Below are 24,304 nucleotides of genomic sequence, written 5' to 3' on the forward strand. Positions count from 1 at the left end.
GGAGGGCCCCGGACGGTCACGTCCTTGGCGATGGTTCAGTAGTTGGCCATCGTCTCGGCAATGAAATCGCGCGCCGCCTTGGCGTCGATCCCCTGGGCGGCGACCTCGGCCAGCACCTTCTCGATGATCGGGCCGGTCAGCTCCTGCCACTTTGCCGCATCCTCGGGCGTGGCCTCGTTGAGGGTGTTGCCCGGCGTGGACTTCAGCGTCTCCAGCCCCTCTGCATCGATCTGATCCCACATCGCGCCGGCGATGCGCGACAGATGCTCGCCGAAGACACCCTCGAGAGCGGCCTTGTCCTCATCGGAGAGCCCCTCGAAGGTGTCCTGGTTCATGATGATGGCGAAGGAGCCGCGGTAGAAGCCGCCCGGCACGGTGTAGGTGTGGGGAGCGACCTCGTAGAGCTTGAAGCTCTTCTTGCCTTCCATCGGCATCATCACGCCATCGGCGGCCTTCGAGGCGAGCGTCTCGTAGACCTTGGGCGCGGGCACGCGGATGCCGGTGGCGCCGAGCGCCGCGCCAACGTCGCCCGACACGCCGCCGCCAAGCCGCAGCTTCATGCCCGAGATCTGGTCAAGCCGCGTGACCTTTTCGGCGGAGTGCAGAAGGCCCGGGCCATGCGTCATCAGGGCGATCAGCTTCACGCCCCGGTGTTCGTCGGCGGGGGCGAGAAACTTCTCATGGGCGCGCCAGTAGGCAACCGATGCCGCCTCGGCGTTGCCCTCGTATCCGGGAAGCTCGATGAGCTTGGTGGCGACGAAACGGCCGGGGTTGTAGCCGTGGAAGATCCAGGTGATGTCGGCCGCGCCGTCGAGGATGAGGTCGAACTGCGCCGGGGGCGCGGCGAGGCCGTATTTGATCTCGGCGGTCACGCGGCCGTCGGTCGCCTTCTCGATCTCCTCGATGAGCTTCGGCCAGAGGATCGCGTTGACCCCATGCGTAGGCGGCGCCCAGGACGAGATGATGAGCGTCTTCTCGGCCGCCTGCGCGGCCAGCGTCGTCACGGCCAGCGCGGCGGATACGACCAGTGTCTTGACCAGATGTTTCATGAGTCCTCCCAAGTTTCCGTTGCGACTGCCTGCCGCCTCCTCCCGGCGACCGGCTGCCGGGGCCTCCCGCTCCCCCTGCCTAGCACGAAGCCGGGCGGCAGGAGCACGGAAAATTCTCCCTGCAAATTGATTGACCGAACGGCCGGTCAAAATCAAGTCTCGGCATTCTCGCCGGCGTGCATGGAAGCGATCATTCTCCGCACTTCCGCGGCGACGACCTTGCCCATGGCGTTGCGGGGCAGTGCCTCGACGAACACGACCACGCGCGGCCGCTTGTAGCGGGCGATGCGCCCTTCGAGATGGCCGAGCACCGATTCGGGCGTGAGCGCGGGGTCGGCGCGCACCACCACGGCAACCGGCACCTCGCCCCATTTCGCGTCCGGTCGGCCGACCACGGCCACCTCGCGGATGCCCGGATGGTCGCGCAGCACCCGCTCGATCTCGGCGGGGTAGATGTTTTCGCCGCCGGAGATGATCACATGCTTGATCCGGTCGCGAAACCAGTAAAGGCCGTTCTCGTCGCGCCTCGCCACATCGCCGGTGCGAAACCAGCCGTCGCGCATCGCCGCCGCGGTTTCCTCCGGCGCGCGCCAGTATTCGATAAGCGTGTTCGGCCCCTTCACCCAGATCTCGCCCGACTCGCCGGGGCCGGCGTCGCTTCCGTCGCCCTTGACCAGCCGGATCTCGCAGGCCGAGCCCGCCCGGCCAATGGAGCCCACCGTCGCATGGGCCTCTTCCACCCGCTGGTAGATGGCGAAGGGCGCTGTTTCGGTTGCGCCGTAGATCTGGATCACCGGCACGCCTCGGGCGTGCACCGCCTCGATCAGCGGCACCGGCACATCCGTCGAGCCGATGGAGATGGCGCGCAGGCGTGAGAGGTCAGCCGCCGCCCACTGGGGCGTTTCCATCACCGCCTGCAGCACCGTCGGCACGGTGATGGCGAGATCGACGCGGGCGAGCGCCTGCGCCATCGCCGCCGGCTCGAAGCGCCGGTGCAGCTCCACGGTCGCGCCGATGGAAAAGGCCGGCGTGCAGAGGATGTTGAGCCCGCCCACATGGAAGAGCGGCAGCACGTTCAGCACCGTGTCGTCAGGGGTCATGGCGTGCGCCTCGACGCTCATCGCCGCATTGGCGACAAGCGCGGCCTGGGTGAGCACCGCGCCCTTGGGCCGGCCGGTGGAGCCGGATGTGTAGACGATCAGAAGCGGGTCGTCCTCGCCCGCCGCCTCGGCTTTCGCGGGCCTGCCTTCCGGCAGGGGCGCGCCCGCGGCCACCACGCGGCGGCCGGAAAGGTGGCGCGCGGCACCGGCGAAGTCCTCGTCATGGATCACCAGCGTCGGATCGCAGCTTTCCACGATCTGCGCGATCTCGCCCTCGGCGAGCCGCCAGTTCAAAGGCACCAGCATCGCGCCCAGCCGGGCGCAGGCGAAGAGCAGGATGAACACCTCGGGCGCGTTGAGCCCATACCACGCCACCCGGTCGCCGCGCCCGACGCCCGCGCGCCTCAGCGCCTCTGCCCGCGCGTCGATCTCGCCTGCGACATCGCCGTAGTTCAGCGCCGCGCCCTCGAAGATCAGCGCAGGCTTCTCAGGCTGTGCGGCGGCTTTTTCAGCGATCCAGCGGTCAATCGTCATCCGTCTCGCCCGGCTCGTAGAGCGCCTCGCGCCCCAGCTTGTCGAGGCAGAGCTCCGCCGTCCAGGGCAGCATGAGCGAGCCGCAGCGGCTGTCGCGGTAGAGCCGTTCGAGCGGCAGGCTCCTCAGCATCGACTGCCCGCCGCAGGTGCGGATGGCAAGCTGGGCGATCTCGTTGGCGTTCTCCATCACCATGTATTGCGCCGACCAGGCACGCATCAGGCTGTCCTTCGAGGGGTCGGGCCGCGCCTCGGAGATGGCCTGAAACCAAACCGCCTTCGTCGCCTCCAGCATCACCCGCATCTGGGCGACGGCAAGCTGCTTGGTGGGATACATCCGCCGCTTCACAGGCGGCATCCCCGGCACCTCGCCCCTGAGATAGGCGACGGTGAAGTCATAGGCGGCCTGGGCCAGCCCCATGTAGGTTGGCGTCAGCGTCATGAACATGTGCGGCCAGCGGCTCGCGGCGGCGGCATAGACGCCCTCGGGCATCAGCTGCGCCTCGTCGGGCACGAAGACATCCTCGAAGAGAAGGTTGCGCGAGACGGTGCCGCGCATGCCCAACGGATCCCAGTCGCCCACCACCTTCACGCCCTCGGCCGTTGCGGGCACGGCGAGATACATGGTGTTGCGCCGCGAAGGCTCCTCGTCGGGCGAATGCAGCGCGGTGCAGAGCACGCCGTAATAGTCGGCGTGTCCGGCAAGCGAGGCGAAGATCTTCTTGCCCGTCACCCGCCAGCCGCCATCGACCTTCAGCGCGGTGGTGCCGAAGGCCTTGAAGCCCGCCGCCGCCGCGCCGCCTTCGGAGAAGGGCTGGGCGTAGATCGCGCCCTCCTCGAGGACGCGCCGGTAGTGGATGCGCCGCATCGCGTGGTGGCGGGCGCGCGTCTCGGGGTCGAGGTCGAGCTTGTCGAGCAGATCGCCCGTCCACAAACACGAGGAGACATGCATGTTGAAGGTCAGCGCGGTGGCCCCGCAATAGCGCCCGATCTCGGCGGCCGTCAGCATGTAGGTCTTCAGGTCCGCCCCGATCCCGCCTTCCGATTCGGGAATGCAGATGCCCAGAAGCCCGGCCTCGGCGAGGTCGCGGTAGTTCTCGGTGGGGAAGGTCGCCTCGCGGTCATATTTCGGCGCGCGCGGGGCGAATTTCTCCGCCGCCAGCGCGCGGGCGCGGGCGGTGAGTTCGGCCTGCTTGTCGGTGAGCTTCCAGGCCTCTGGGTCGAAAATCGGCTGGTCGGTCATAACGGTTTCACTTGGCAAGAGATGGTTTCGTCAGGAGTTGAGGGCAGCGCGCGCCCCGGGGTGGGCGCTGGCAGCGCCCGCCCATGGGGGCGGGGCGGGCGCTGCCTGGGCCTGACGGCCCGGGCGGGACAGTGAAGAAGGGGGCACCCTCCTCGCCAAGAGCAGGCCCGGCCCAAGGCAGGTGCCTCAGGCGCGCTCTTCATTTTCCACTCGCCCCAGAAACGCCGCGATGATCGCGTTCACCTCATCGGGCGCCTCGAGCTCGATCATGTGCCCCGCCCCCTCGATCACATGGAACTCCGCGCGCGGCGTCTTCGCCGCCATCCGCTCCATGGTGCGGGCAGGCGCGTTGCGGTCCTCCGAGCCCGCGATCAGGCAGGCGGGCAGATCGAGCGCGGCAAGTGCGTCGCGCCGGTCGAAGGTGACGAGGCATTCGAGAATGCCACGCCATGTCTCCTCGCTCACCCGCGCCATCGAGGCGGCCACCGAGCCGATGCAGGCGGCATCGGCGATGGGGCCGACGAGATCGGGGGCAGAAGCCTCGGCCATCTCGGCCATGCTCATGCCTTCCTCGAGCGGCTTCAGCCGCGCCTCGAGAAAGGCCCGCTTGAAGCTGTCGTCGCGCCCGCCGAAGGCGGGGGTGGAGCCGATGATGGTGAGGCTTGCCACCTGATCGGGCTGGCGCACCGCGTGCTCGAGCGCCACCATCCCCCCGATCGAGTGGCCGACGAGATGCGCGCGCTGAAGCCCCAGCGCCTCGATGAAGCGGCCAAGCGCGGCGGAAAGCGACTGAAAGCTCGGCGGCCATTCTCCCCGCGCGCTCGCCCCGTATCCCGGCATGTTCCATGCGATCACGCGAAACCCGGCCAGACCTTCGAGCTGGGGGCGGAAGCTCTCGGTATCGCCTCCGATCCCGTGCAGGCAGATGACGGCCGGGCCTTCGCCCGCTTCGGCATATTCGATGCCCGCGGCAATCTTCGTCTCGGTCATTGCAGCACCCCTCCGAGCACCACCGCGCTGCCGTCGAGCGCGATGTCGCAGCCCATCATCGGCAGGTCGAAATGGCCGCGCGTGAAACGGCCCGCGAATTCATTGGCGCCGGTGGAGAAGAGAAAGTTTCCCGGCACCGCCCTGAGTTCGGTGCCGTTCGTGTCGCGCCTGTCATACATGGTCAGCGCCTCGTAGCGCGCGCCGGGGTTGAAGCCCCAACCGACATGGCTCACGGCATAGGCCTCGCGCTCGCCGAAACCGGCGAGATAGTCACGCATGAGCTCCGCATCGGTGCCCTGCCCGGTGATGGCGGTGACGTAGTCTTCCTCGATCACGAGATCGACGGCGGAGTCGAAGTAGCGCTTGAAGGTGAGGTTGATGTCGCCGGGCCGGTAATGCAGCCGCCCGTTCACTGCGCCTGCGCGCGGGAAGCTCACCACGATGCCGCCGGGCCAATGGGCGAGCGTGCCCGGCCGGTCCGTCCAGCCCCACACGCCCACGGTGGCCGCGCCATCCATCGACACGCGCAGGTCGGTGCCCGCGTCCGAGCGCACCGTCATCATCTCCGCCGCCCGGCAGCGCGCCACCGCCTCCTTCGCGCGCTCCTTCAGATCGGGCGTCGGCACGGTGCGCGCCAGCGCCTCGGGGTGTTCGTTGGAGACGGTCATGATCCGCGCGCCCCCGCGCAGGATCTCGCCCGTCTGGGAGCTGTGCATCAGCCCCTCGAGCGTGAGGTCGATGACCACATCGGCCTGCGCCAGCGCCTTCACCGCCAGCGCCTGCCCCTCGAGCGCGAGGCTCGCGCCGGTGGAACGGATGATCGGGCCGGCGGGGTGCGGCGGTGTCGGCACCTGAAGGTGGAAGAAGGGCACGCGCATCTGCCCCAGCGCCAGTTCGGCCAGATGCACATTGAGGGCGCGCGACTGGGTCTCGCTCAGAATCACCACCTGTTCGCTGGTGCGGATCGCGCACATCTCGAAGACGCGCGCGAAGGCATCGATCCAGGCGCTCTCGATCCGGTCGCTCAGCATGGCCCCTCCTCCCTCGGGTCACGTTACATGAAGGATCATATGATGCAATTTCATATTTCGGCGCTATTCTCGGCCCATGGCGCGCTTTACCGATGATTATCTTCTCTACCTTCTCGCCCAGGCCAGCCACCGCGCCTCGGCCGAGTTTCACGCCCGGCTGGCCGGGCAGGGCGTTGCCGTGTCGACCTGGCGCATCCTCGCCACGCTCTACCCTGATTCGCCGGCGACGATCGGGGAGCTTGCGCGCTCCTGCCTCGCCAAGCAGCCGACCATGACGCGGCAGGTGGCGCGGCTCGAGGCGCAGGGGCTTGTGAAGCGGCGCATGGCCGAGGGCGACCGGCGGCGGGTGGTGGTGCGGCTCACCGAGAAGGGGCGCAACATGGCCGCCGGGCTGGCAGCACAGGCACGCGCGCATGAGATGCGCCTGCTTGCCGGTCTTGGCGAGGAGGCGGCGGCGCGGCTGAAAGAGACCCTGCGCGGGCTCCTATCCGAAAAGGGCGGAAGCGCCTGACGGCCGCCGCGGGCCCGCCGAAAAAGAAAAACCCGGGCCTGCGCCCGGGGCGTGGAGGGGTGGTGAGCCGTGCTGGACTCGAACCAGCGACCTACTGATTAAAAGTCAGTTGCTCTACCAACTGAGCTAACGGCCCGACCCCCAACCGCCCGGCCGCGTGCGACCCGGCGATCACGGGGTGCTGTCTAGGGGCAAGCGCGGCAGGGGTCAAGCGCGTTTTGGCCTCGCACGCGGGGCTATGGCGTCGGGGCTGCGCGGGCGCTATATCCGGCGCGATGAGCGCGACCGATCTCTCCCAGTTCGCCCGGTTCATGAAGATGCACGGGCTTGGCAACGACTTCGTGGTGTATGACCGCCGCGAGGGCGGCGGGCGGCCGCCGGCGGCACTGGTGCGCGCGCTGGCCGACCGCCACCGGGGGGTGGGCTTCGATCAGCTCGCCGTGGTCGAATCGGACGAGGAGGCGGACGCCCAGCTCACCTTCTTCAATGCCGACGGCTCGGAATCGGCCGCCTGCGGCAACGCCACCCGCTGCATCGCCCGCTGGCTGATGGACGAGACCGGCAAGACCCGCCTTGCCTTGCGCACCGGGCGCGGGGTGCTCGAGGCGGTGGATGCCGGCGGCGGGCTCGCCTCCGTCAACATGGGCCAGCCGCTCACGGGCTGGCGCGACATCCCGCTCGCGCGCGCGGCCGACACGCTGCACCTGCCGATCGAGGGCGACCCGGTGGCGACCTCCATGGGCAACCCGCATTGCACCTTCTTCGTCGAGGATGCCGAGGCGGTGGACCTTGCCGCACGCGGCCCTGTGATCGAGCGCCACCCGCTGTTTCCCGAGCGTACCAATGTGCAGTTTGCGCATCTCGCCGGGCCGGACACGCTGCGCATGCGGGTGTGGGAGCGGGGCACGGGCATCACGCTGGCCTCGGGCTCCTCCTCCTGCGCGGTGGCGGTTGCCGCGGCGCGGCGCGGGCTCACCGGCCGGCGGGTGCGGGTGATTCTCGACGGGGGCGAGATCGAGATCGACTGGCGCGAGGACGGCGTGTGGATGACCGGGCCCACGGCGCATGTCTTTGACGGCACGCTCACGGCGGCGTTCCTGGAGGGGCTCACATGAGCGCGCCCCGCTTTCACACCTTCGGCTGCCGGCTGAACGCCTACGAGACCGAGGCGATGAAGAAACTCGCCGCGCGCGCCGGCGTCGAGAACGCCGTGATCATCAACACTTGCGCGGTCACGGCGGAGGCGGTGCGCAAGGCACGCTCCGAGATCCGCCGCGCCCGGCGCGAGAACCCCGAAGCCCGCATCATCGTCACCGGCTGCGCCGCCCAGACCGACCCGGAGACCTTCGCGGCGATGGAGGAGGTCGATGTGGTTCTCGGCAATGCCGAGAAGATGCGCGCCGAGACCTGGGCGCGGCTCACGCCTGATCTCATCGGCAAGACCGAGCCGGTGCAGGTCGATGACATCATGTCGGTCACCGAGACCGCGGGGCATCTGATCGACGGTTTCGGCACGCGCGCACGCGCGCATGTGCAGATTCAGAACGGCTGCGATCACCGCTGCACCTTCTGCATCATCCCCTATGGCCGGGGCAATTCGCGCTCGGTGCCCGCGGGCGTGGTGGTGGAGCAGATCCGCCGGCTGGTAGCGCGCGGCTACCGCGAGGTGGTGCTGACCGGCGTCGATCTGACGAGCTGGGGGGCGGATCTGCCCGGCGCGCCGCGGCTGGGCGATCTGGTCGCGCGCATCCTGCGGCTGGTGCCGGAGCTGCCGCGGCTGCGCCTGTCGTCGATCGATTCGATCGAGGTGGACGCGGCGCTGATGCGCGCGCTCGCCGAGGAGGAGCGGCTGATGCCGCATCTGCACCTGAGCCTGCAGGCCGGCGACGACCTCATTCTCAAGCGGATGAAGCGGCGGCACTCCCGCGCCGATGCGATCGCCTTTTGCGAAGAGGCGCGGCGGCTCAGGCCCGACATCGTGTTCGGCGCCGACATCATCGCGGGTTTTCCGACCGAGACCGAGGCGATGTTTGGCAACACGCTCGCGCTCGTGGAGGAGTGCGGGCTGACCTGGCTGCATGTCTTTCCCTTCTCGCCGCGCCCCGGCACGCCCGCGGCGCGCATGCCGCAGGTCCCCGGCGCGGCGATCCGCGAACGCGCGGCGCGGCTGCGCGCGGCCGGCGAGGCGGCGGCGGCGCGCTATCTTGCCGCCCAGCAGGGGCGCGAGGCGCGGGTGCTGATGGAAGCGCCGCGGCTGGGGCGCAGCGAGCAGTTTGCCGAGGTCGTCTTCGGCGAGGATCGTCCCGTGGGTGAGATCGTCACCGCGCGCATCCGCGGCGTTGACGGCAACCGCCTGGTGGTGTGAGCCATGCATCCCAACCCCGCCTTCCGGCAGGTCCCGCGCGCCGCGATGGTCGCCTTCGCAGGCGAGCGCGGCTTCGGGACGCTGGCAGTCAACGCGGCGCCGGCGCCGCTTCTGTCGCACATTCCCTTCTTTCTGGATGAGGAAGGGAATGTGGCGGAACTCCATCTTGTGCGGTCGAACCCCATCGTGCCGCTCGCGCGGGAGGGGGTGCCGGCGGTGATCTCGGTCTCCGGGCCGGATGGCTACATCTCGCCGGACTGGTACGGGCTCGACGGTCAGGTTCCGACCTGGAACTACATTGCCGTGCATCTGAGGGGCATCCTCGAGCCACTGCCCGAGGAGGAACTCCCGCAGCTTCTCGATCGGCTCTCGGCCGTGTTCGAGGCGCGTCTCGCCCCCAAGCCCGCATGGACACGGGCAAAGATGGCGACGGCCGCCTTCGAGCGAATGCTGCGCATGATCCTGCCGTTTCGCCTGCGTGTCGAAGCGGTCGAGGGCACGTGGAAGCTGTCGCAGAACAAGCCGGAGGCCGCGCGTCTTGCCGCCGCCGACGGGCTGGAGCAGGGCGGCTTCGGGATGGAGACGTCCGCGCTTGCCGCCTGGATGCGCCGCGGCGGGGCGTGAGCCACAACGGGGCGCACAAAGACGAACCGCCGCCCGGAGGCGGCGGTTGCGGTGTTTTGCCGCGCCGGCGCGGGTTTCCCCGTGCGTGCGGCGTGAGCTGCGAACCGTTCAGTGGAGGCGCTTCTCCACCGTCTCGATGGCCTCGTCGATCAGCTTGTTGGCCTGTTGCGCCGTCATCTGCGCCGCGATCACGTCGCGGGCCGCCGCGATTGCCACGTCGACGGCACGGTTGCGCACTTCCTTGAGTGCCGCGGCCTGGGCTGAAGCGATCTGCTCCTCGGCGGCCTGCAGCCGACGCTTGAGCGTCTCCTGCAGCTCCTTCTTGGCTTGCGCGGCGGCAAGCTCGGCCTCCTCGCGGGCGTGAGCGATGAGCCGTTCCGCCTCGCTCGAGACCTCCTTGAGCTTGCGCTCCTGCGCGGCGAGTGCTGCCTGGGCCTCCTCGCGGATGGAGCGCGCCTCCTCCAGCTCGGCCTTGATCTGCTGGGCGCGCTTGTCGAGCATGCCGGCAAGGCGCTGCGGCACCTTCAGGTAGACGAGCACCGCCACGAACAGCAGGAAGGCCAGCAACACCACGAAGTTGGTGTTGCGCAGCGAGAAGAACGGCCCCGAGGCGGCAAGCGCCGGACCGGCGGAGAAAGCCAGAAACAGGGTGGTGAACCTGATCATGCCCGCGTTCCTCCGATCTTCGCGCTCACGGCCTCGGCAATGGCCTTCGGATCGGCCTTGCCGCCGAGCAGGGCGACCACCTCGCGGGCGACCTCCTCGGCAACGGCGCGCACGTTTTCGAGCGCGCTGGCGCGAATCTCGGCGATGGCCTTTTCCGATTCCGCCGCGCGCGCGGCGATCTCGGCATCGGCCTTGGCGGTGGCCTCGTCGATTTCGCGCTGCAGCTCGGCCTTGGCTTCGGCGATCACGCGCTGGGCCTCGGCACGGGCGTCGGCCAGAGCCTTCTGATAGGTTTCCTCGGCCTCCACGGCCTTGCGCTTGAGCTCCTCGGCCTTCTCCAGATCGCCGGTGATGGTGCCCGAGCGCTCGGCGAGCACCGAGGCGATGCGCGGCAGCGCGAGTCGGCTGAGGATCAGGTAGAGAACCACCAGCGCGACGGCGAGCCAGAAGATCTGGTTCGGGAAGGTGGAAAAGTCGAGCTGCGGCATGCCGACCGCTTCGGCACCGCCATGCGCGGCATCGGCCGCGCCGTGAGCGGTCCCGTGGGCCGCGGTTTCGGTTTCGCTTGCCATATCTGTCTCCCGGTGCCCGAAAACCCGTCCGGGCGGGTGCTGAGCCCGCCCGGTCGATACCGTCGGTCAGTCAGGATCAGACGGCGAACATCAGCAGAAGCGCGACGAGGAAGGAGAAGATCCCCAGCGCTTCGGAGAACGCGATGCCGATGAACATGGTTGCGGTCTGACCGCCTGCCGCCGAGGGGTTGCGCAGCGCGCCGGCGAGGTAGTTGCCGACGACGTTGCCCACACCAAGCGCGGCACCGCCCATGCCGGTACAGGCCAGACCGGCACCGATGTAGGCACCCATTTGAACGATATCGCCTTCCATGATCGTCTCTCCTTGGATTGGAATTGGCAGTGTTGCGGGTTGTCTCGACCGCGCCTCAGTGGTGCGGATGCAGCGCGTCCTTCAGGTAGACGCAGGTGAGGATCGTGAAGACATAGGCTTGGATGAAGGCCACGAGAGTCTCCAGCGCGTAGATCGCGGTGATCGCCAGGATCGATACCGGCGAGATAGCGGCAAGCGCCGCGAAGGCCGCGAAAACCTTGATGACGGCATGTCCGGCCATCATGTTGCCGGCAAGTCGGATCGAGTGGCTGACCGGGCGCACGAAATAGGAGATCACCTCGATCACGGCGAGGATCGGGCGAATGGGCAGCGGCGCCGCGTCAACCCAGAACAGGCGCAGGAAGCTCATGCCGTGCAGCGCGAAGCCAAGCGCGGTAATGCCGACGAACACGAGCAGCGCCAGAACCGCTGTCACCGCGATGTGCGAGGTGGTGGTGAACGCCATCGGCAGAAGGCCGAGGAAGTTGGCGAAGACGATGAACATGAACAGCGTCATGATGTAGGGGAAGTACCGCAGCCCCTCCTTGCCGGTCACGTCCTCGACCATCTTGTAGACGAGGCAATAGGCAAGCTCGGCCACCGACTGGGTGCGTGAGGGCACGATCGCCCGGCGGCGCGTGCCGGCGACCAGAAGCAGGAACACGCCGAGCACGGTGAGCGCCAGCCACAGCGTCACGTTCGAGGGCGTGTACCAGTGCAGCTCGTCGCCGCCGAACAGCGGCTTGACGATGAACTGATCCATCGGGTGGAAAACCAGACCGCCTTCCTGTTCCGCCACGTCTCAATCCTCTTTACCGGCGGGCCTGCCCGCTTCCTGATCCCTTCTGATCTCCTCGGCCGTGCGCATCATCGTGCGCACCCCGGCCGCGAAGCCCAGCAACGCAAACAGCACCAGGAACACGGGCAAGGTGCCGAAAAGCACGTCAAGCCCGTATCCGATGCCGAAACCGATCATCAGACCGGTCACCAGCTCGATCACCATTCGCCAGCCCTGGCTGGCCTGCGAATAGTGTTCCTCGGATGTCGAAGGCGCGGGCGCCCGCTCGGCCTTGAACCGCTCGATGCGTTCCTCGAGCCGCCTCAGCCGCTCGTCACGGTCCGCCTCGCCCATCGCATCGCCCCCGAGGACAGTCGCGGCGGACCCTAGAAATGCGTCGGTGCAGAGTCAATATCCCAAAAGCACAGGGCGCATCTGTGCAAGATATTGAAAAATAACGCGAAACCGTGAGGCCATGGATCCACGCGCCTGCATCGCGCCGCCTGCGCGGGAGAAGCGACATTCAACCATCCGGTTGACCGATGCCCGGCCACGGCCCTATGCGGGGCGCATGGAGAACAAGCTCGACGCCGTGTTTTCCGCGCTTGCCGACCCGACGCGGCGGCGGATCCTGACCATGCTTCTTGAAGATGACATGGCGGTGACCGATGTCGCCGAGCCCTTCGAGATGTCGCTTGCGGCGATCTCCAAGCATCTGGCCATTCTCACCCGCGCGGGCCTCATCAGCCAGGAGAAGCGCGGGCGGGTGAAGTGGTGCAAGCTCGAGCCGGATGCGCTGCGCGAGGCCTCGGTGTGGATGCAGGGCTTCGGGCAGTTCGAGCCGGTCAATCTCGATGCCTTCGAGCGCTTCCTTCAGGCCGAGCTCGGCATTGGCGCCGAGGCCGAGGGCGATCAGTGACCCTCGTCCTTGAGCAGCATCACCAGCGCAACCACCGTGAGAGCGATGCCGGGGAAGACGAGCGCCGGTGGCATCTCGTGGCCAAGCGCCAGCTCCAGAAGGATCACCCATGAGGGCGTGAGGTAGTTGTAGGCCATCACCTTCGCGCCGGGGATTCGCTGGGCGGCGTACTGCAAGAGCCAGAAGGTGCCCGCGCCCGAGACGATGGCGGTGTAGCCGATCACGAACCACACCATCGAGGGCAGCGCGCTCCACTCGGTGGCGGCAATGGCGGGCGCGCCGAGGGAGCTCAGCATCACCGCGCCGAAGACCATGACGTAGAAGACGACGACGATACCGGGCTCGCCGCGGTTCAGCTTGCGCAGGAACACCGTGTAGAGCGCATGCGCCACGCAGCCGACGAAATAGATCGCCTCGCCCCTGCCGAGATGGAAGTTGACGAGTGCCGAGAGGTCGGCGCGGAAGATCACCCACAGCGCCCCCGCCGCGCCGACGGCAAGCGCCAGCGCCATGCGCGCGGTGACGAACTGGCGCAGGATGAGCCAGCCCGCCAGCGCGGTGACGATGGGCATGAGCGTGAACACCGCCGCGGCCGAGACGGGCGGCGCCGTCTTCAGCCCCTCGAACATCAGCACGAAATAGCTGCCGAAGAGCCCGCCGAGTACCAGATAGCGCCACGGCGCCTCGGGCAGCCCACGCGGCAGCTTGCCCGCTGCGGCAGCGAGCGCGCCCACGACAAAGGTGCCGAGCACGAAGCGCGCGGCGTTGAGCGCGATGGGCGCGATGTCGTTGGCGACCATGGCGCCGAGGCTGAAGGAGCCCGCCACCAGCGCCGAGAAGGCGAGCATCGCCGCGTGGCCGAGAAGCTGTTCACGGCGGTCGCGCATCAGGCGATGTACCAGTCCTTCGCGGCCTCCTTCAGGAACCGCGTGAGTGCCTGAACCTTGGCGCTGCGATGCAGATCGACATGGGTGACGAGCCAGAGCTGCGCCGCCCATTCCTCGCGCGGGGGCATGACCTCGATCAGCTCGGGGTGTGCCTCCGCCACCCAGCGCGGCAGGAAGCCGAGCCCCGCGCCGCCAATCACCGCCAGCTCGTGGGCGCGCGACTCGACCGCCCGGAACACCACCTGATCGCGCGGCACGCGCTCGCGCAGCCACATTTCGGTGGGCGCGCGGGAATTGGCATTGTCGTGGGCAACGAAGCGGTGACGCGGCAGCTCCTCTTCGCTCGCGGGCAGGCCATATGCCTCGGCATAGGCCGGCGCGGCGTAGAGAGCGGCAGAAAGGCGGCAGAAGGGCTGCACGACGTTGTCCGGTTCCTCGGGCGCGCGCCCGGCGCGAACGGCGACATGCGCCTCGCCATACTCGAGGCGGAACAGCCGCTCGTCGGTGAGAAAGCGCACCACGAGGTCGGGATGGGCCTGCTGAAAGGCCACGAGCGCCGGTGTGAGCAGCGGCGCAAGGCCCGCGAGCGAGGTGACGATGAGCTCGCCCGACATCGCCTCGCCCTGCCCGCGGATGCGGCTGACAAGCTGGGAAAGCTGATCGTCGGTGGCCTGCGCCACCCGCAGCAGTTCCTGCCCTGCCTCGGTGGGCGTGTAGCCGCGGGCGTGGCGCTGGAAGAGCTTGGTGCCAAGGCGCTTTTCCAGCGCGTCGATGTGGCGGATGACGGTGGCGTGATGCACGCCCAGCGCCTCGGCCGCGCCGCTCACCGTACCGGCGCGGGCGACGTGATAGGCGGTGCGGATCTCGTCCCAGTTGCCGACGGGCATCGATGTCGCGCGCCGAACGCGGCGCCTCCTGATGGCTCCGGCCTTGGGATTGCCCAGGGGCGCGGCAACGTCAAGTCGATTGCGCACCGCGCGGGATGCGCCGGAAGGCGGCATTGCCCTGGCGCTCGGCCGCGCGCCATTCGGCCTCGAGCGCGGCGCGCTCGGCCTCGACCAGCGCCTCGAGCGTCTCGATGCGCGGCGCGCCGGGGCGGCGCATGTGATCCATCAGCCGGTGGCTGTGGATGATGGTGGGCTCGGCGTCGAGCGGCTCCCAGGCGTCGAGCATGGTCACGCGGCGCAGGTTGTATTCGGGCGGCAGGACATGGAAGCGCAGATCCGACTGCCAGAGCATGTCCTTCAGGATCGGCTGGTCGCGGGGCTGGTCCGGCGCGGCGTGAAAGCGCGCCGCCCATTCGGCGAGGAAGGCCAGCATGCGCGGGCTGTTGCAGTAGAGCAGGACGCCCGAATTGAACTGCGGAAAGGCATGGGGTGTCTCCACCTCGTGCCCCTCGCGGATCAGCGCTGAAGCCCGGCGCACGTCATGGGCAAGCGCCAGGTCGAAACGCTCGAGAATGTCGAAAAGCCGCCCGAGCGGGCGCAGCACCAGCGTGTCGCAGTCAAGAAAGAGCGTGCGCGCAAAGCGGGTGAGCGGCAGGCAGTCGAGCTTGGCGCGGGGGTGCAGGCGTGGCACGGGGTGGACCGCGTCGAAAAGGCCGCTTGCCGCCATCTCGCCGGGCGCGTCGGTGAAAACATCGATGGCCAGGGTCGGGTTGTGTTGCCTCAGGCTGCGCGCCGAGGCGCGGGCAAGCTCGCGATAGTCCGCGCCCGTGGCAACGTAGATGGCGCCTTCCGTCATCGCTCGGGTCTCCTGCTGCGGGCGGAGAAGAGCACAAGGCGCGTCGGGTTGCGAGCCCGGACTTGGCAAGCCGGCGCGACCCGGCAATGCTGGAGGCGGTGGCCGGGTGCCGGGGAGGAGGGTTCGATGATTGCGGGTCTGGCGCTTCTTCTGTCGCTGCAGCTTGCCGGGGAGCTGGCGGTGCGTGCGCTCGGCCTGCCGCTGCCCGGCCCCGTTCTCGGCATGGCTGGGCTTCTGGCGATGCTGTCGGCCTCTCCCCGGCTCGGGGAGGTGGTGGCGCCCACGGCAGGGGTGCTTCTGGCAAACCTGTCGCTTCTTTTCGTGCCTGCCGGGGTGGGGGTCGTGGCCCATCTCGACCGGATCACGAGCGAGGGGGCGGGGCTCGCGCTGGCCCTCGTCGGCTCGACCGTGCTCGCGCTGCTGGCCGGCGTGGGCGCCTTTCTGGCCGTCGCGCGCTGGATCGGCGCGGCCGCCGAGGAGGAGGGCGGGCGATGAGCGACCCGGCGCTTCTGTGGTCCTACCTCGCGCGCGAGCCGCTGTTCTGGCTCACGATGACGCTGCTGGCCTATCTGGCCGGAGACCACGCCTTCCGCGCCGCGGGACGGCGGGCGCTGTTCAACCCCGTGCTCATTGCCGTGATCCTCATCGCGCTGGTGCTCGAGGGCACCGGCACGGCCTATCCCGCCTATTTCGAGGGGGCGCAATTCGTCCATTTCATGCTGGGGCCGGCAACGGTGGCGCTGGCCGTGCCGCTCCATGCCAACCTGCCGCGGCTGAAGGCCGCTGCGCTGCCGATGGCCGCCGCGCTCGTCGCGGGCTCGATCACCGCGATGGCCAGTGCGCTCGCCATTGGCGCGGCCTTCGGGCTCGACCGCGCCACGCTGCTTTCGCTGGCGCCGAAATCGTCCACCGCGCCGGTGGCCATTGGCGTGTCAGAGGCCATAGGCGGGGCGCCGAGCCTGACGGCGGTTCTCGTGATTCTCACCGGCATCATCGGCGCGGTGGTGGTCACGCCGCTCTTCAACGCGCTCGGCATCCGCGATTTCCGGGCCCGCGGTTTTGCGCTTGGCGTGGCGAGCCACGGCATTGGCACGGCGCGCGCGTTTCAGGTTTCGGATACGGCCGGCGCCTTCTCGGCCGTGGGCATGGGGCTCAACGCGCTTCTCACCGCCCTCATCGCGCCGTTCCTGGCGCCGTGGCTGATCGCGCTGCTCGCTCCCTGAGGCGCGCCCATTCCCCCTTGCCCCGGCGCCCGCGCAGGGCCAAAGTCACCCGCCCAAAGGAGGATGACATGACCGAAGACCTCGACCGCCACGCCCAGAAGATGGCCAAGAAGAAGGCCGCGCGCGAGAAGATCATGGCCACCAAGACCGAGGAGAAGGGCCTGATCATCGTCCACACCGGCAAGGGCAAGGGCAAGTCCACCGCCGCCTTCGGCATGATCTTCCGCTGCATCGCGCATGGCTTTCCCTGCGCGGTGGTGCAATTCATCAAGGGCGGCATGGCCACCGGCGAGCGCGACCTGATCGAGAGGCATTTCTCCGACATCTGCCAGTTCCACACCATGGGCGAGGGCTTCACCTGGGAGACGCAGAACCGTGAACGCGACATCGCCATGGCGCAGGCGGCGTGGGAGAAGGCCAAGGAGCTCATCCGTGATCCTGCAAACCGCATGGTGCTGCTCGACGAGATCAACATCGCGCTGCGCTACGACTATCTCGATACGGCCGAGGTGCTGCGTTTCCTCGCCGAGGAGAAGCCGCCGATGACCCATGTCGTGCTCACCGGGCGCAATGCCAAGCCCGAGCTGATCGAGGCGGCCGATCTCGTGACCGAGATGGAGCTTGTCAAGCACCCCTTCCGCTCCGGCGTGAAGGCCCAGCCGGGCGTGGAGTTCTGAGCCGGCCGCAGGCGACCGGGCCGCTCCGGCTGCGCTGATCGGGGCGAGACGCTGCAGAAAAAGGCCCCGCCGGAGCGCTCCGACGGGGTCAGTTCGTGCCGTCGGTTCCCGTGAGCCGACGGCACCGGCGGTATGAAAGCGTCAGTTCATCTCGGCGCGGATCTGCTGGCGCAACACGTCGATCGGCACCGCCTGCCCGTCGCGGCGGAAGTGCCAGTACGTCCAGCCGTTGCAGCTTGGCGCGCCCTCGAGCGCGGCGCCGACCTGGTGGATCGAGCCTTTCACGTCCTGCGCCACCAGCGTTCCGTCGGCGCGCACCTTGGCCGTCTTGCCCGAGACCGAGACCAGCACCTCGCCGGGGCGAAGCAGGCCGCGTTCCACCAGCTGGCCGAAGGGCACCCGCGGCTCGGCGCGGCGCGAGCTCGAGACCTCGAGGACGGCGCGGTCGAGCCGGCGCACATCGGCGATGCGCCGGCGCGCGAGTTTGACGTATCCCTCGTCGCGCTCGATGCCGATGAAGTCGCGCCCCAGCATCTTGGCCACGGCGCCGGTGGTGCCGGTGCCGAAGAACGGGTCAAGCACCACATCGCCGGGGTTGGTGGTGGCCACCAGCACCCGGTGCAGCAGCGCCTGCGGCTTCTGGGTGGGATGTGCCTTGGAGCCGTCCTCGCCCTTGAGCCGCTCGTGACCCGTGCAAATGGGCAGAACCCAGTCCGAACGCATCTGCACGCCGTCGTTGAGCGCCTTCAGCGCCTCGTAATTGAAGGTGTATTTCGCGCCTTCCTCGCGCGAGGCCCAGATGAGCGTTTCATGCGCGTTGGTCAGCCGTTTGCCGCGGAAGTTCGGCATCGGGTTCGACTTGCGCCAGATCACGTCGTTGAGGATCCAGAAACCGAGGCTCTGCAGCGTCGCGCCGACGCGGAAGATGTTGTGGTAGCTGCCGATCACCCAGATCGCGCCATTGGGCTTGAGAATGCGCCGCGCCGCCGACAGCCAGTCGCGGGTGAAGCGGTCGTAATCCTCGAAGCTGGCGAACCGGTCCCAGTCGTCATCGACCGCATCGACGCGGGAGTTGTCGGGGCGGTGAAGCTCCGACTTGAGCTGCAGATTGTAGGGCGGATCGGCGAAGATCAGGTCAACCGACGCTTCGGGAAGCGCGCGCATCACCTCGATGCAGTCGCCGCAAATGATCTCGTTCAGCGGAAGCGTTGCCGCCCCGCTCGCTTGCACAAGTTCCATCACTGCCTCTGTCCTCGCACCGTCTGGGGCACGTTTTTTGATTGGCGACAGGATGAGTCATTCCGATTCGCCAGTCAATTTCTTTTTTGAATCAGCGGCTTAGAGATTGAACTTCACACAAGATGTTGTGCACGGGACGGAAGGAGCGCCTATGATGTGGGCTTGGCCCCAAGCGCTTGAGGGCGGCGAGGTGCTCGCGCGTGGGGTAGCCCGCGTTGCGTTCCCAGCCGTAGCCTGGGAAGTCGCGCGCGAGCTCCTTCATGATCCTGTCGCGGGTCACCTTGGCGACGATGGAGGCGGCAGCGATGGACAGGCTCAGCGTATCACCACGCACGATTGGCCGGGCCGGGCAGGGCAGCTCGTCGGGCAGGCTGTTGCCGTCGATGAGCGCGAGATCGGGGGCGGGGCGGAGCGCCTCGAGCGCCCGGCGCATGGCGAGGTGGCTGGCCCGGAGGATGTTGAGCCGGTCGATCTCCTCGACGCTGGCTTCGCCGATGCCGATCTCCGCGGCCGCGCTCAGCAGGTCGAAAAGCCGCGCGCGATGGCGCGCGGTGAGCTGCTTTGAATCGTTGAGCCCCTCGGGGAGCGCCTGCGGCCGCAGGCGCACGGCCGCGGCGATCACCGGGCCGGCCAGCGGGCCACGGCCGGCCTCGTCCACCCCGGCTACCGAGGCGGCGCCGCGCGCGAAAGCCTCGCGCTCGAATGAAAGATCGGGCATGCTCTTCGCCATGGGCGCAAGACAAGCCCGGCAGGCCGGCGGATGCAATCGGCAATCCGCCGTTCAGTGCCCGCAGCGGGGGCCGGGCCGCCTCAGCAGCCGCCGCGGTGACGGTGGTGCCCGTGGTGGCGATGATGATGGTGATGGTGGGGGCGGTGCCCATGTACCCCACGACCGGGGTGGCGGTGCGGGATGCCGCGGCGATGCATCTCGCAATGGCGGGCCGGGCTCACAACGCGGGTTCGCTCAACCACCACCCCGTGACGGTGGCGTGCCTCGCTCTGCCGGTTTGCCGTGATGCCGGCCACGATCATGATCGCTCCGGCGGCGAGGAGGAAATTCTGCAGGTTGCGGTCGGCGTACGCGGGCGTGGCCGCGAAGCTCGAAAGGCCGAGTGCCGTGGCCGCGGCAAACCCGATGATCCTGTTGCGCATGGTTTCTTCCTTTCCCTTTCGTGGGCGTCGGGGCGCGGGCGGCCCCCGCTTCCGTGTCTGGTCGTCTTGCCCGAGGCGCCGGCAGTGCAGAGCGCCGCAGCGGTCGGGCCATGCGCATGTGGCGGGAGGAGGCGCCTGTCAGGCAATATCGCCGACCTGTCATCCGATAACGTCGCCGACGGGCGCCCGCGCAGGGCGTCTGTCATTGAATGACAGGACGATTTGGCGCAACTCTGGAGCCATGATGAAACCTCTCGTCCTCACGCTGACCCTCACGCTCGCGGCCGCGCCGGCGGCGGCGGGCTGCAAGGTGGAATACAAGGCCAAGCGCGACGATCCGCTTCGCCTCGAGTACGGCATCGTCGAAATCCCGCAGAGCGCCTGCACGCCCGAAGCGGCCCGCGAACATGTCGAGAAACTGCTGGCCGGGCGCGGCTGGACCCTGCTCAAGATTCTCTCTGTTCGCAGCGAAGAGTGAGCGGAGGAACCCGTGCGCGCAAGCGATGCCAGCGCCACCGATGCACGCCGAACCGCCAGCCGCGTGGTGGCGTTCGGCATCCTTGGCATCGTGGCCATCCTCGCGGTGGCCGCGGCGCTGATCCTGCTCAACCTGCCGGACGCCAATGCCTTCAATGACCGGGTGGAGCGCATCTTCGTCGAGAACGACGATCTGACCTCCGATGCCGAGATCAAGCTTCTCGAGATCCTCGCCCAGTCCGGCAGTACCTTCGCGGAGGTCATCGCCTCCTACCGGATCGTCATCTTCATCCTGCTGATCTTCTCCACCGCGCTTCTGATCGCTGCGCTCGTGTTTCTGGTGATGATCGTTGTGCTCAACCGTCGCGTGGAGGAGATCGAGCGCAGCGGCATTCAGGTCTCCTCGCTCATCATCAGCCGCGAGGAGCGCAAGGTCTATCTCAACAACATGGAGTTCACCCTCACCCCCGCCGCCATCGAGACGCTCGCCGTGCTCGCCGAGGCGCGGATGGATGAGGAGGTGCTCTCGGGTGCCGAGATCGAGGCGATGATCTCGGGACGCGACCCGTCCGAGTGCGAAGAGGCGTCGGGGGCCACGCGCATCAAGCGGCTGCGCGATTCGCTCGGCAACCAGCTCGTGAGCGAGCTTCTGGTCAAGACCATCGCGCGCAAGGGCTACATGCTCGCCATCGACAAGGACGTGATCCGCATGGTCTGAGCCTTCAGGGAGCCCTTGGCTTTCGCCGTCTCCGGCCGTAGCGTCCGGCGGCGGGGAAAGGACGGATCAGGGGAGGCTCGCGCATGCGGGATTTTCAGCTTCCGGGGCGATCGCTCGTCTATGCCGGCAACGGGATGTGCGCCACCTCGCATCCCCTGGCCACGCAAACGGCTGTCTCGATTCTTCAGGCCGGCGGCAATGCGATGGATGCGGCCATTGCCGGGGCGGTGCTTCTGGGGCTGTGCGAGCCGCAGATGACCGGGCTCGGCGGCGACTGCTTCGTGCTCTTCACCCCGCCGGGGCAGGACAGGATCATCGGGCTCAACGGCTCGGGGCGGGCGCCCGCGGGCCTTTCGGCGGCGGCGCTGCGCGCCGAGGGGCTCACCGCCATGCCCGACAACTCGCCCCATGCGGTGACCATCCCCGGCGCGGTGGATGCCTTCTGCCGGCTCAGCACCGACTGGGGGCGCCTGGGCCTTGACCGCATTCTCGAGCCCGCCATCCACTATGCCGAGGAGGGTGTGCCGGTGGCCCCGCGCGTGGCGTTCGACTGGGCCGAGGCGCAGGGGCGGCTGCAGGGTGTGGCGCGGGAGTTCTACCTGCCGGACGGCCGCGTGCCGCAGCTGGGCGAGCGCTTTTGCCACCCCCGGCAGGCGGAAGTCCTGCGCCGCATTGCCCGCGAGGGGCGCGACGGCTTCTACACCGGCGAGGTCGCCGAGGACATGGTCGCGGCGCTGCGCGCGGCAGGGGGCACGCATACGCTGGAGGATTTCGCCGCCACCGCCTGCGATTACACCGAGCCGGTGCGCGGCGATTATCGCGGTGTCGAGCTTGTCGAGCATCCGCCAAACGGGCAGGGGGCGGCAGCGATCCTGATGGCGCGGATCATGGCCGAGTTCGACCTTGCCAGCCTCGACCCGCTCGGCGCGGAGCGCGCCCATCTGGAGGCGGAGGCGGCGAAACTCGCCTATGATGCGCGCAACCGCTTCATCGCCGACCCGGCGCACATGCGGCGGCTCGATCACCTGCTGTCACCGGACACGGCGAAAAGGCTGGCCGCACTCATCGACCCCGGCCGCGCCATGGCCGACCCCGCGGCGCTTTCGGAGTCGGTGCACAGGGAGACGATCTACATCACCGTGGTCGATCGTGACCTGATGGTGGTCTCGCTCATCTACTCGATCTTCCACAGCTTCGGCTCGGGGATTGCCTCGCCGCGCTTCGGCATCCTGTTTCACAACCGCGGCGCGGGCTTCAACCTGATCGAGGGCCACCCCAACGAGGCGGCGGGCGGCAAGCGACCGATGCACACGATCATCCCGGGCATGATCGCCCGCGACGGCCGGCCCGAGATCGCCTTCGGCGTGATGGGCGGGGCCTATCAGGCCAACGGCCACGTGCGCTTTCTGACCAATCTTGTCGATTACGGCTTGGACCTGCAGGAGGCCATCGACGCGCCACGCAGCTTCTTCGATGCCGGCGAGCTGCAGGTGGAGCGGGGGTACCCGGAGGCGGTGCGGCAGAAGCTGGCCGCGCTGGGCCATCGCGTGACGATCCCGAGCACGCCCATCGGCGGGGCGCAGGCGATTCGCATTCGCCGCGATCTGGGCGTGCTCGAAGGCGCTTCGGACCCGCGCAAGGACGGCTGCGCGCTCGGCTACTGAGCGCGCCGCCACGCCTTTACCGCGGCTCAGTTCAGCTGGAAGTGCAGGGGATAATGGCCGTCCTCGAACTCGCCGAAAAGCTCGACCAGATCGGGGTGATCGACCGGCTCGCCGGAATAGTCGGGCTCGAGGTTCTGCTCCGAGACGTAGGCCACGTAATAGCTGTGCTCGTTCTCGGCCAGAAGGTGATAGAAGGGCTGATCCTTCCGCGGCCGGCTTTCCTCGGGGATGGCCTGATACCACTCCTCGGTGTTCGAGAACATCGCATCCACGTCAAACACCACGCCGCGGAACGGGTGCTTGCGGTGTCTGACCACCTGGCCGAGGTGGTATTTCGCTCTTGCTTTCAGCATCGTCGTGTCGTGCCCCCTGTCACGCGAGTTCTATCTGCCGGCAGGGGGGCTTGTCCACCGGACGATGGGCCCGTCGCGGGAAACACTCTGTGAAGCGCGGCGAATCACCGGCAAGCCCGGCCCCTTGCCGCGCCCGGCGCCGCAGAATGCTTTCGCCATGGGCGGGAATCGGCTATGCTCCCGCAAAACCATAAAGACGCGAGGGGCAGATGAGCAGACTGTTCCGCGCGCTGATCCTTCTGGTCTTCCTCGCCTCCTGCGGCGGCGGAAACGGCAGCGCGCCAAGAAACCTTGATGACGCCTGTGCCATCGCTCGCGAGCGGCCCGATTTCATGCGCGCATTCGCCCGCACCGAAAGACGCTGGGGCGTGCCCACGCATGTGCAGATGGCGGTGATTCATCAGGAGTCGAAGTTCAGGTCCGATGCGCGCACGCCTCGGCAGTATGTGCTGGGCGTGATCCCGATGGGGCGGCAATCCTCCGCCTATGGCTACGCGCAGGCGCTGGACGGCACATGGGACGACTACCGGCGCCGGGCCGGCCGTTTCGGGGCGCGGCGGGACAACATCCGTGACGCGACCGATTTCATGGGCTGGTACATGAATGAAGCGCGCTCGCGCGCAGGAATTCCGCTGTGGGATGCGCGCAACCAGTATCTTGCCTACCACGAGGGGATCACGGGCTACCTGCGTGGCAGCCACCGCCAGAAGGCGTGGCTGATGCAGATAGCCGACAGCGTGGATCAGCGCGCGCGGATGTACCAGTTGCAACTGGCAAGCTGCCGCCGCTGAGCCGGCGGCGGCTCAGAACCCGCGCTCTTCCATCGCCCACTGGATCGAGAACAGCCCGGCCGGCAGGGTTTCCGTGCGCTCGAGCCCGCCGAGGATCACGGTCGTGCGGCTGCCGTCGGCATTGGTGATGATCCACTGGCGCAGCTCCACCGGCGGGCCGGTGAAGACGAGCTCGATGGTGCCGAGCTCGGGGTGTTCGGGATCCTGCGCGACCACCGAGGTGGTGGTGCCGTCGGAGCGATGCGCAACCACCATGCGCGCGCGCTCAAGGTCGATGTTGCGCCCGAGGATGAGCTTCAGCGGCGTGCGCGCAAGCGGGTACTGCTCGGGGGGCGTGTTCGACTTGGCATCGAAGATCGCCACCGTCCCGCCCCCGGCAATCACGAGCGCGGCATTGGGCGGATCATACTCGAAGCGCGCCCGCCCCGGACGGTGCAGATAGAGCGTGCCGGTGGAGATCATCCCGTCGTCGTCGATCTGGGTGAATCCGGCCTTTGCCGCCGTCAGCCCGTTGAGATAGGCGGAGATCTCGCCAAGGCTGAGCGGCGCCGCCGCCGCCGGGGCGGCAACCGCGAAGGCGGCGAGGGAGGCAAGAAGGCTTCTGCGCGTCGTCATCATGGACCTCACATAGGGCGCCCGGCGCCCTTCTGCAGCCCCCTTCCGCTCACGGATGCGCGAGGATGGCGGG

Annotated in this window: 30 protein-coding genes and 1 tRNA gene; 12 read left to right on the forward strand and 19 right to left on the reverse strand. The window is 68.3% G+C overall.

Features of this window, described 5'->3' with window-relative positions; translation table 11 throughout:
* Window positions 1–35: 35 nt before the first annotated feature.
* The 5 genes from BLQ14_RS01680 to BLQ14_RS01700 all read right to left on the reverse strand — a co-directional run bounded on the left by BLQ14_RS01680 (window position 36) and on the right by BLQ14_RS01700 (window position 5,944).
* Window positions 36–1,049, reverse strand: a complete 1,014-nt coding sequence (locus BLQ14_RS01680; RefSeq protein WP_092497532.1) for a TRAP transporter substrate-binding protein — start codon at window positions 1,047–1,049, stop codon at window positions 36–38.
* Between the two features lie 152 nt (window positions 1,050–1,201).
* The gene (locus tag BLQ14_RS01685) at window positions 1,202–2,683 is read right to left on the reverse strand and encodes a class I adenylate-forming enzyme family protein (RefSeq protein WP_092497534.1); all 1,482 of its coding nucleotides are present in this window, start codon (window positions 2,681–2,683) and stop codon (window positions 1,202–1,204) included.
* The gene (locus BLQ14_RS01690; RefSeq protein WP_092497536.1) at window positions 2,673–3,923 is read right to left on the reverse strand and encodes an acyl-CoA dehydrogenase family protein; all 1,251 of its coding nucleotides are present in this window, start codon (window positions 3,921–3,923) and stop codon (window positions 2,673–2,675) included. The genes BLQ14_RS01685 and BLQ14_RS01690 overlap by 11 nt, the downstream gene beginning before the upstream one ends.
* A gap of 186 nt (window positions 3,924–4,109) precedes the next feature.
* The gene (locus tag BLQ14_RS01695) at window positions 4,110–4,913 is read right to left on the reverse strand and encodes an alpha/beta fold hydrolase (protein ID WP_092497538.1); all 804 of its coding nucleotides are present in this window, start codon (window positions 4,911–4,913) and stop codon (window positions 4,110–4,112) included.
* Window positions 4,910–5,944, reverse strand: a complete 1,035-nt coding sequence (locus BLQ14_RS01700; protein WP_092497540.1) for a 2,5-dihydroxypyridine 5,6-dioxygenase NicX family protein — start codon at window positions 5,942–5,944, stop codon at window positions 4,910–4,912. Before BLQ14_RS01700 ends, BLQ14_RS01695 begins: the two co-directional genes overlap by 4 nt.
* A 76-nt stretch (window positions 5,945–6,020) precedes the next feature.
* Between BLQ14_RS01700 and BLQ14_RS01705 the strand changes: the two genes are divergently transcribed.
* Window positions 6,021–6,455 carry a MarR family winged helix-turn-helix transcriptional regulator gene (locus tag BLQ14_RS01705; protein ID WP_092497542.1) on the forward strand — a complete coding sequence of 145 codons (435 nt, stop codon included), beginning with the start codon at window positions 6,021–6,023 and terminating at the stop codon, window positions 6,453–6,455.
* A 60-nt stretch (window positions 6,456–6,515) separates the two neighbouring features.
* On the opposite strand, the gene BLQ14_RS01710 is transcribed toward BLQ14_RS01705, so the two are convergent.
* Window positions 6,516–6,591: transfer RNA gene (locus BLQ14_RS01710), tRNA-Lys, on the reverse strand.
* Window positions 6,592–6,730: 139 nt separating this feature from the next.
* Here BLQ14_RS01710 and dapF point away from each other — a divergent pair.
* From dapF to BLQ14_RS01725, 3 genes are read left to right on the forward strand one after another with little or no spacing between them, the layout of a single operon-like run.
* Entirely contained in the window at window positions 6,731–7,570 is an 840-nt protein-coding gene (gene dapF, locus BLQ14_RS01715; RefSeq protein ID WP_092497544.1) for a diaminopimelate epimerase, read from the forward strand.
* On the forward strand, window positions 7,567–8,820 hold the full coding sequence (mtaB, locus tag BLQ14_RS01720) for a tRNA (N(6)-L-threonylcarbamoyladenosine(37)-C(2))-methylthiotransferase MtaB (protein WP_092497546.1): 1,254 nt from the start codon (window positions 7,567–7,569) through the stop codon (window positions 8,818–8,820). The genes dapF and mtaB overlap by 4 nt, the downstream gene beginning before the upstream one ends.
* A 3-nt stretch (window positions 8,821–8,823) precedes the next feature.
* Complete coding sequence (locus BLQ14_RS01725; RefSeq protein WP_092497548.1) at window positions 8,824–9,444, forward strand: FMN-binding negative transcriptional regulator; 621 nt, start codon at window positions 8,824–8,826, stop codon at window positions 9,442–9,444.
* A gap of 108 nt (window positions 9,445–9,552) precedes the next feature.
* Here the strand turns inward: BLQ14_RS01725 and BLQ14_RS01730 are convergent, their stop codons facing one another.
* The 5 genes from BLQ14_RS01730 to BLQ14_RS01750 form a co-directional block, all read right to left on the reverse strand.
* The gene (locus BLQ14_RS01730) at window positions 9,553–10,110 is read right to left on the reverse strand and encodes a F0F1 ATP synthase subunit B (RefSeq protein WP_092497550.1); all 558 of its coding nucleotides are present in this window, start codon (window positions 10,108–10,110) and stop codon (window positions 9,553–9,555) included.
* Window positions 10,107–10,682, reverse strand: coding sequence for a F0F1 ATP synthase subunit B' (locus tag BLQ14_RS01735; protein WP_092497552.1), 576 nt, complete (start codon window positions 10,680–10,682; stop codon window positions 10,107–10,109). The genes BLQ14_RS01730 and BLQ14_RS01735 overlap by 4 nt, the downstream gene beginning before the upstream one ends.
* 76 nt (window positions 10,683–10,758) lie before the next feature.
* The gene (locus BLQ14_RS01740) at window positions 10,759–10,995 is read right to left on the reverse strand and encodes a F0F1 ATP synthase subunit C (protein ID WP_092497554.1); all 237 of its coding nucleotides are present in this window, start codon (window positions 10,993–10,995) and stop codon (window positions 10,759–10,761) included.
* 55 nt (window positions 10,996–11,050) lie between these two features.
* A complete protein-coding gene (locus tag BLQ14_RS01745) occupies window positions 11,051–11,758 on the reverse strand; it encodes a F0F1 ATP synthase subunit A (protein ID WP_092497556.1) in 708 nt (235 codons plus the stop codon).
* A gap of 39 nt (window positions 11,759–11,797) precedes the next feature.
* Complete coding sequence (locus BLQ14_RS01750; protein ID WP_092497558.1) at window positions 11,798–12,127, reverse strand: AtpZ/AtpI family protein; 330 nt, start codon at window positions 12,125–12,127, stop codon at window positions 11,798–11,800.
* A 217-nt stretch (window positions 12,128–12,344) separates the two neighbouring features.
* On the opposite strand from BLQ14_RS01750, the gene BLQ14_RS01755 reads away from it, so the two are divergent.
* Window positions 12,345–12,692, forward strand: a complete 348-nt coding sequence (locus BLQ14_RS01755; protein WP_092498304.1) for an ArsR/SmtB family transcription factor — start codon at window positions 12,345–12,347, stop codon at window positions 12,690–12,692.
* On the opposite strand, the gene BLQ14_RS01760 is transcribed toward BLQ14_RS01755, so the two are convergent.
* The 3 genes from BLQ14_RS01760 to BLQ14_RS01770 form a co-directional block, all read right to left on the reverse strand.
* A complete protein-coding gene (locus tag BLQ14_RS01760; protein ID WP_092497560.1) occupies window positions 12,686–13,579 on the reverse strand; it encodes a DMT family transporter in 894 nt (297 codons plus the stop codon). The genes BLQ14_RS01755 and BLQ14_RS01760 overlap by 7 nt on opposite strands.
* A complete protein-coding gene (locus tag BLQ14_RS01765; protein ID WP_092497562.1) occupies window positions 13,579–14,466 on the reverse strand; it encodes a LysR family transcriptional regulator in 888 nt (295 codons plus the stop codon). The genes BLQ14_RS01760 and BLQ14_RS01765 overlap by 1 nt, the downstream gene beginning before the upstream one ends.
* Window positions 14,467–14,536: 70 nt before the next feature.
* Window positions 14,537–15,322, reverse strand: coding sequence for a putative nucleotide-diphospho-sugar transferase (locus BLQ14_RS01770; RefSeq protein ID WP_092497564.1), 786 nt, complete (start codon window positions 15,320–15,322; stop codon window positions 14,537–14,539).
* Window positions 15,323–15,448: 126 nt separating this feature from the next.
* On the opposite strand from BLQ14_RS01770, the gene BLQ14_RS01775 reads away from it, so the two are divergent.
* The 3 genes from BLQ14_RS01775 to cobO all read left to right on the forward strand — a co-directional run bounded on the left by BLQ14_RS01775 (window position 15,449) and on the right by cobO (window position 17,222).
* Window positions 15,449–15,817: a CidA/LrgA family protein gene (locus tag BLQ14_RS01775; protein WP_092497566.1), complete on the forward strand. Its 369-nt coding sequence runs from the start codon at window positions 15,449–15,451 to the stop codon at window positions 15,815–15,817.
* Complete coding sequence (locus BLQ14_RS01780) at window positions 15,814–16,545, forward strand: LrgB family protein (protein WP_092497568.1); 732 nt, start codon at window positions 15,814–15,816, stop codon at window positions 16,543–16,545. Before BLQ14_RS01775 ends, BLQ14_RS01780 begins: the two co-directional genes overlap by 4 nt.
* Window positions 16,546–16,613: 68 nt before the next feature.
* Entirely contained in the window at window positions 16,614–17,222 is a 609-nt protein-coding gene (cobO, locus tag BLQ14_RS01785; RefSeq protein WP_092497570.1) for a cob(I)yrinic acid a,c-diamide adenosyltransferase, read from the forward strand.
* 141 nt (window positions 17,223–17,363) lie between these two features.
* Here the strand turns inward: cobO and BLQ14_RS01790 are convergent, their stop codons facing one another.
* The 3 genes from BLQ14_RS01790 to BLQ14_RS01800 form a co-directional block, all read right to left on the reverse strand.
* Window positions 17,364–18,461, reverse strand: coding sequence for a site-specific DNA-methyltransferase (locus BLQ14_RS01790; RefSeq protein WP_092497572.1), 1,098 nt, complete (start codon window positions 18,459–18,461; stop codon window positions 17,364–17,366).
* 91 nt (window positions 18,462–18,552) lie between these two features.
* On the reverse strand, window positions 18,553–19,179 hold the full coding sequence (locus BLQ14_RS01795; protein WP_245656845.1) for a ribonuclease HII: 627 nt from the start codon (window positions 19,177–19,179) through the stop codon (window positions 18,553–18,555).
* Window positions 19,180–19,271: 92 nt separating this feature from the next.
* Window positions 19,272–19,613, reverse strand: coding sequence for a hypothetical protein (locus BLQ14_RS01800; protein WP_092497576.1), 342 nt, complete (start codon window positions 19,611–19,613; stop codon window positions 19,272–19,274).
* A gap of 244 nt (window positions 19,614–19,857) precedes the next feature.
* Between BLQ14_RS01800 and BLQ14_RS01805 the strand changes: the two genes are divergently transcribed.
* The 3 genes from BLQ14_RS01805 (at window position 19,858) to BLQ14_RS01815 (ending at window position 22,472) form a co-directional block, all read left to right on the forward strand.
* Window positions 19,858–20,091, forward strand: a complete 234-nt coding sequence (locus BLQ14_RS01805) for a hypothetical protein (RefSeq protein ID WP_092498306.1) — start codon at window positions 19,858–19,860, stop codon at window positions 20,089–20,091.
* Window positions 20,092–20,103: 12 nt separating this feature from the next.
* Window positions 20,104–20,808 carry a winged helix-turn-helix domain-containing protein gene (locus tag BLQ14_RS01810; protein WP_092497578.1) on the forward strand — a complete coding sequence of 235 codons (705 nt, stop codon included), beginning with the start codon at window positions 20,104–20,106 and terminating at the stop codon, window positions 20,806–20,808.
* 83 nt (window positions 20,809–20,891) lie between these two features.
* Window positions 20,892–22,472, forward strand: a complete 1,581-nt coding sequence (locus tag BLQ14_RS01815; RefSeq protein ID WP_092497580.1) for a gamma-glutamyltransferase family protein — start codon at window positions 20,892–20,894, stop codon at window positions 22,470–22,472.
* 26 nt (window positions 22,473–22,498) lie between these two features.
* Here BLQ14_RS01815 and hspQ read toward each other — a convergent pair whose 3' ends face one another.
* Entirely contained in the window at window positions 22,499–22,825 is a 327-nt protein-coding gene (gene hspQ, locus BLQ14_RS01820; RefSeq protein WP_092497582.1) for a heat shock protein HspQ, read from the reverse strand.
* 209 nt (window positions 22,826–23,034) lie between these two features.
* On the opposite strand from hspQ, the gene BLQ14_RS01825 reads away from it, so the two are divergent.
* Window positions 23,035–23,616 carry a transglycosylase SLT domain-containing protein gene (locus BLQ14_RS01825; RefSeq protein WP_092497584.1) on the forward strand — a complete coding sequence of 194 codons (582 nt, stop codon included), beginning with the start codon at window positions 23,035–23,037 and terminating at the stop codon, window positions 23,614–23,616.
* Between the two features lie 12 nt (window positions 23,617–23,628).
* Here the strand turns inward: BLQ14_RS01825 and BLQ14_RS01830 are convergent, their stop codons facing one another.
* Window positions 23,629–24,231, reverse strand: a complete 603-nt coding sequence (locus BLQ14_RS01830) for a LolA family protein (RefSeq protein ID WP_092497586.1) — start codon at window positions 24,229–24,231, stop codon at window positions 23,629–23,631.
* Window positions 24,232–24,304 lie beyond the last annotated feature (73 nt).

Origin of the sequence: Meinhardsimonia xiamenensis, assembly GCF_900102905.1 — a bacterium.
GTDB lineage: Bacteria > Pseudomonadota > Alphaproteobacteria > Rhodobacterales > Rhodobacteraceae > Meinhardsimonia > Meinhardsimonia xiamenensis.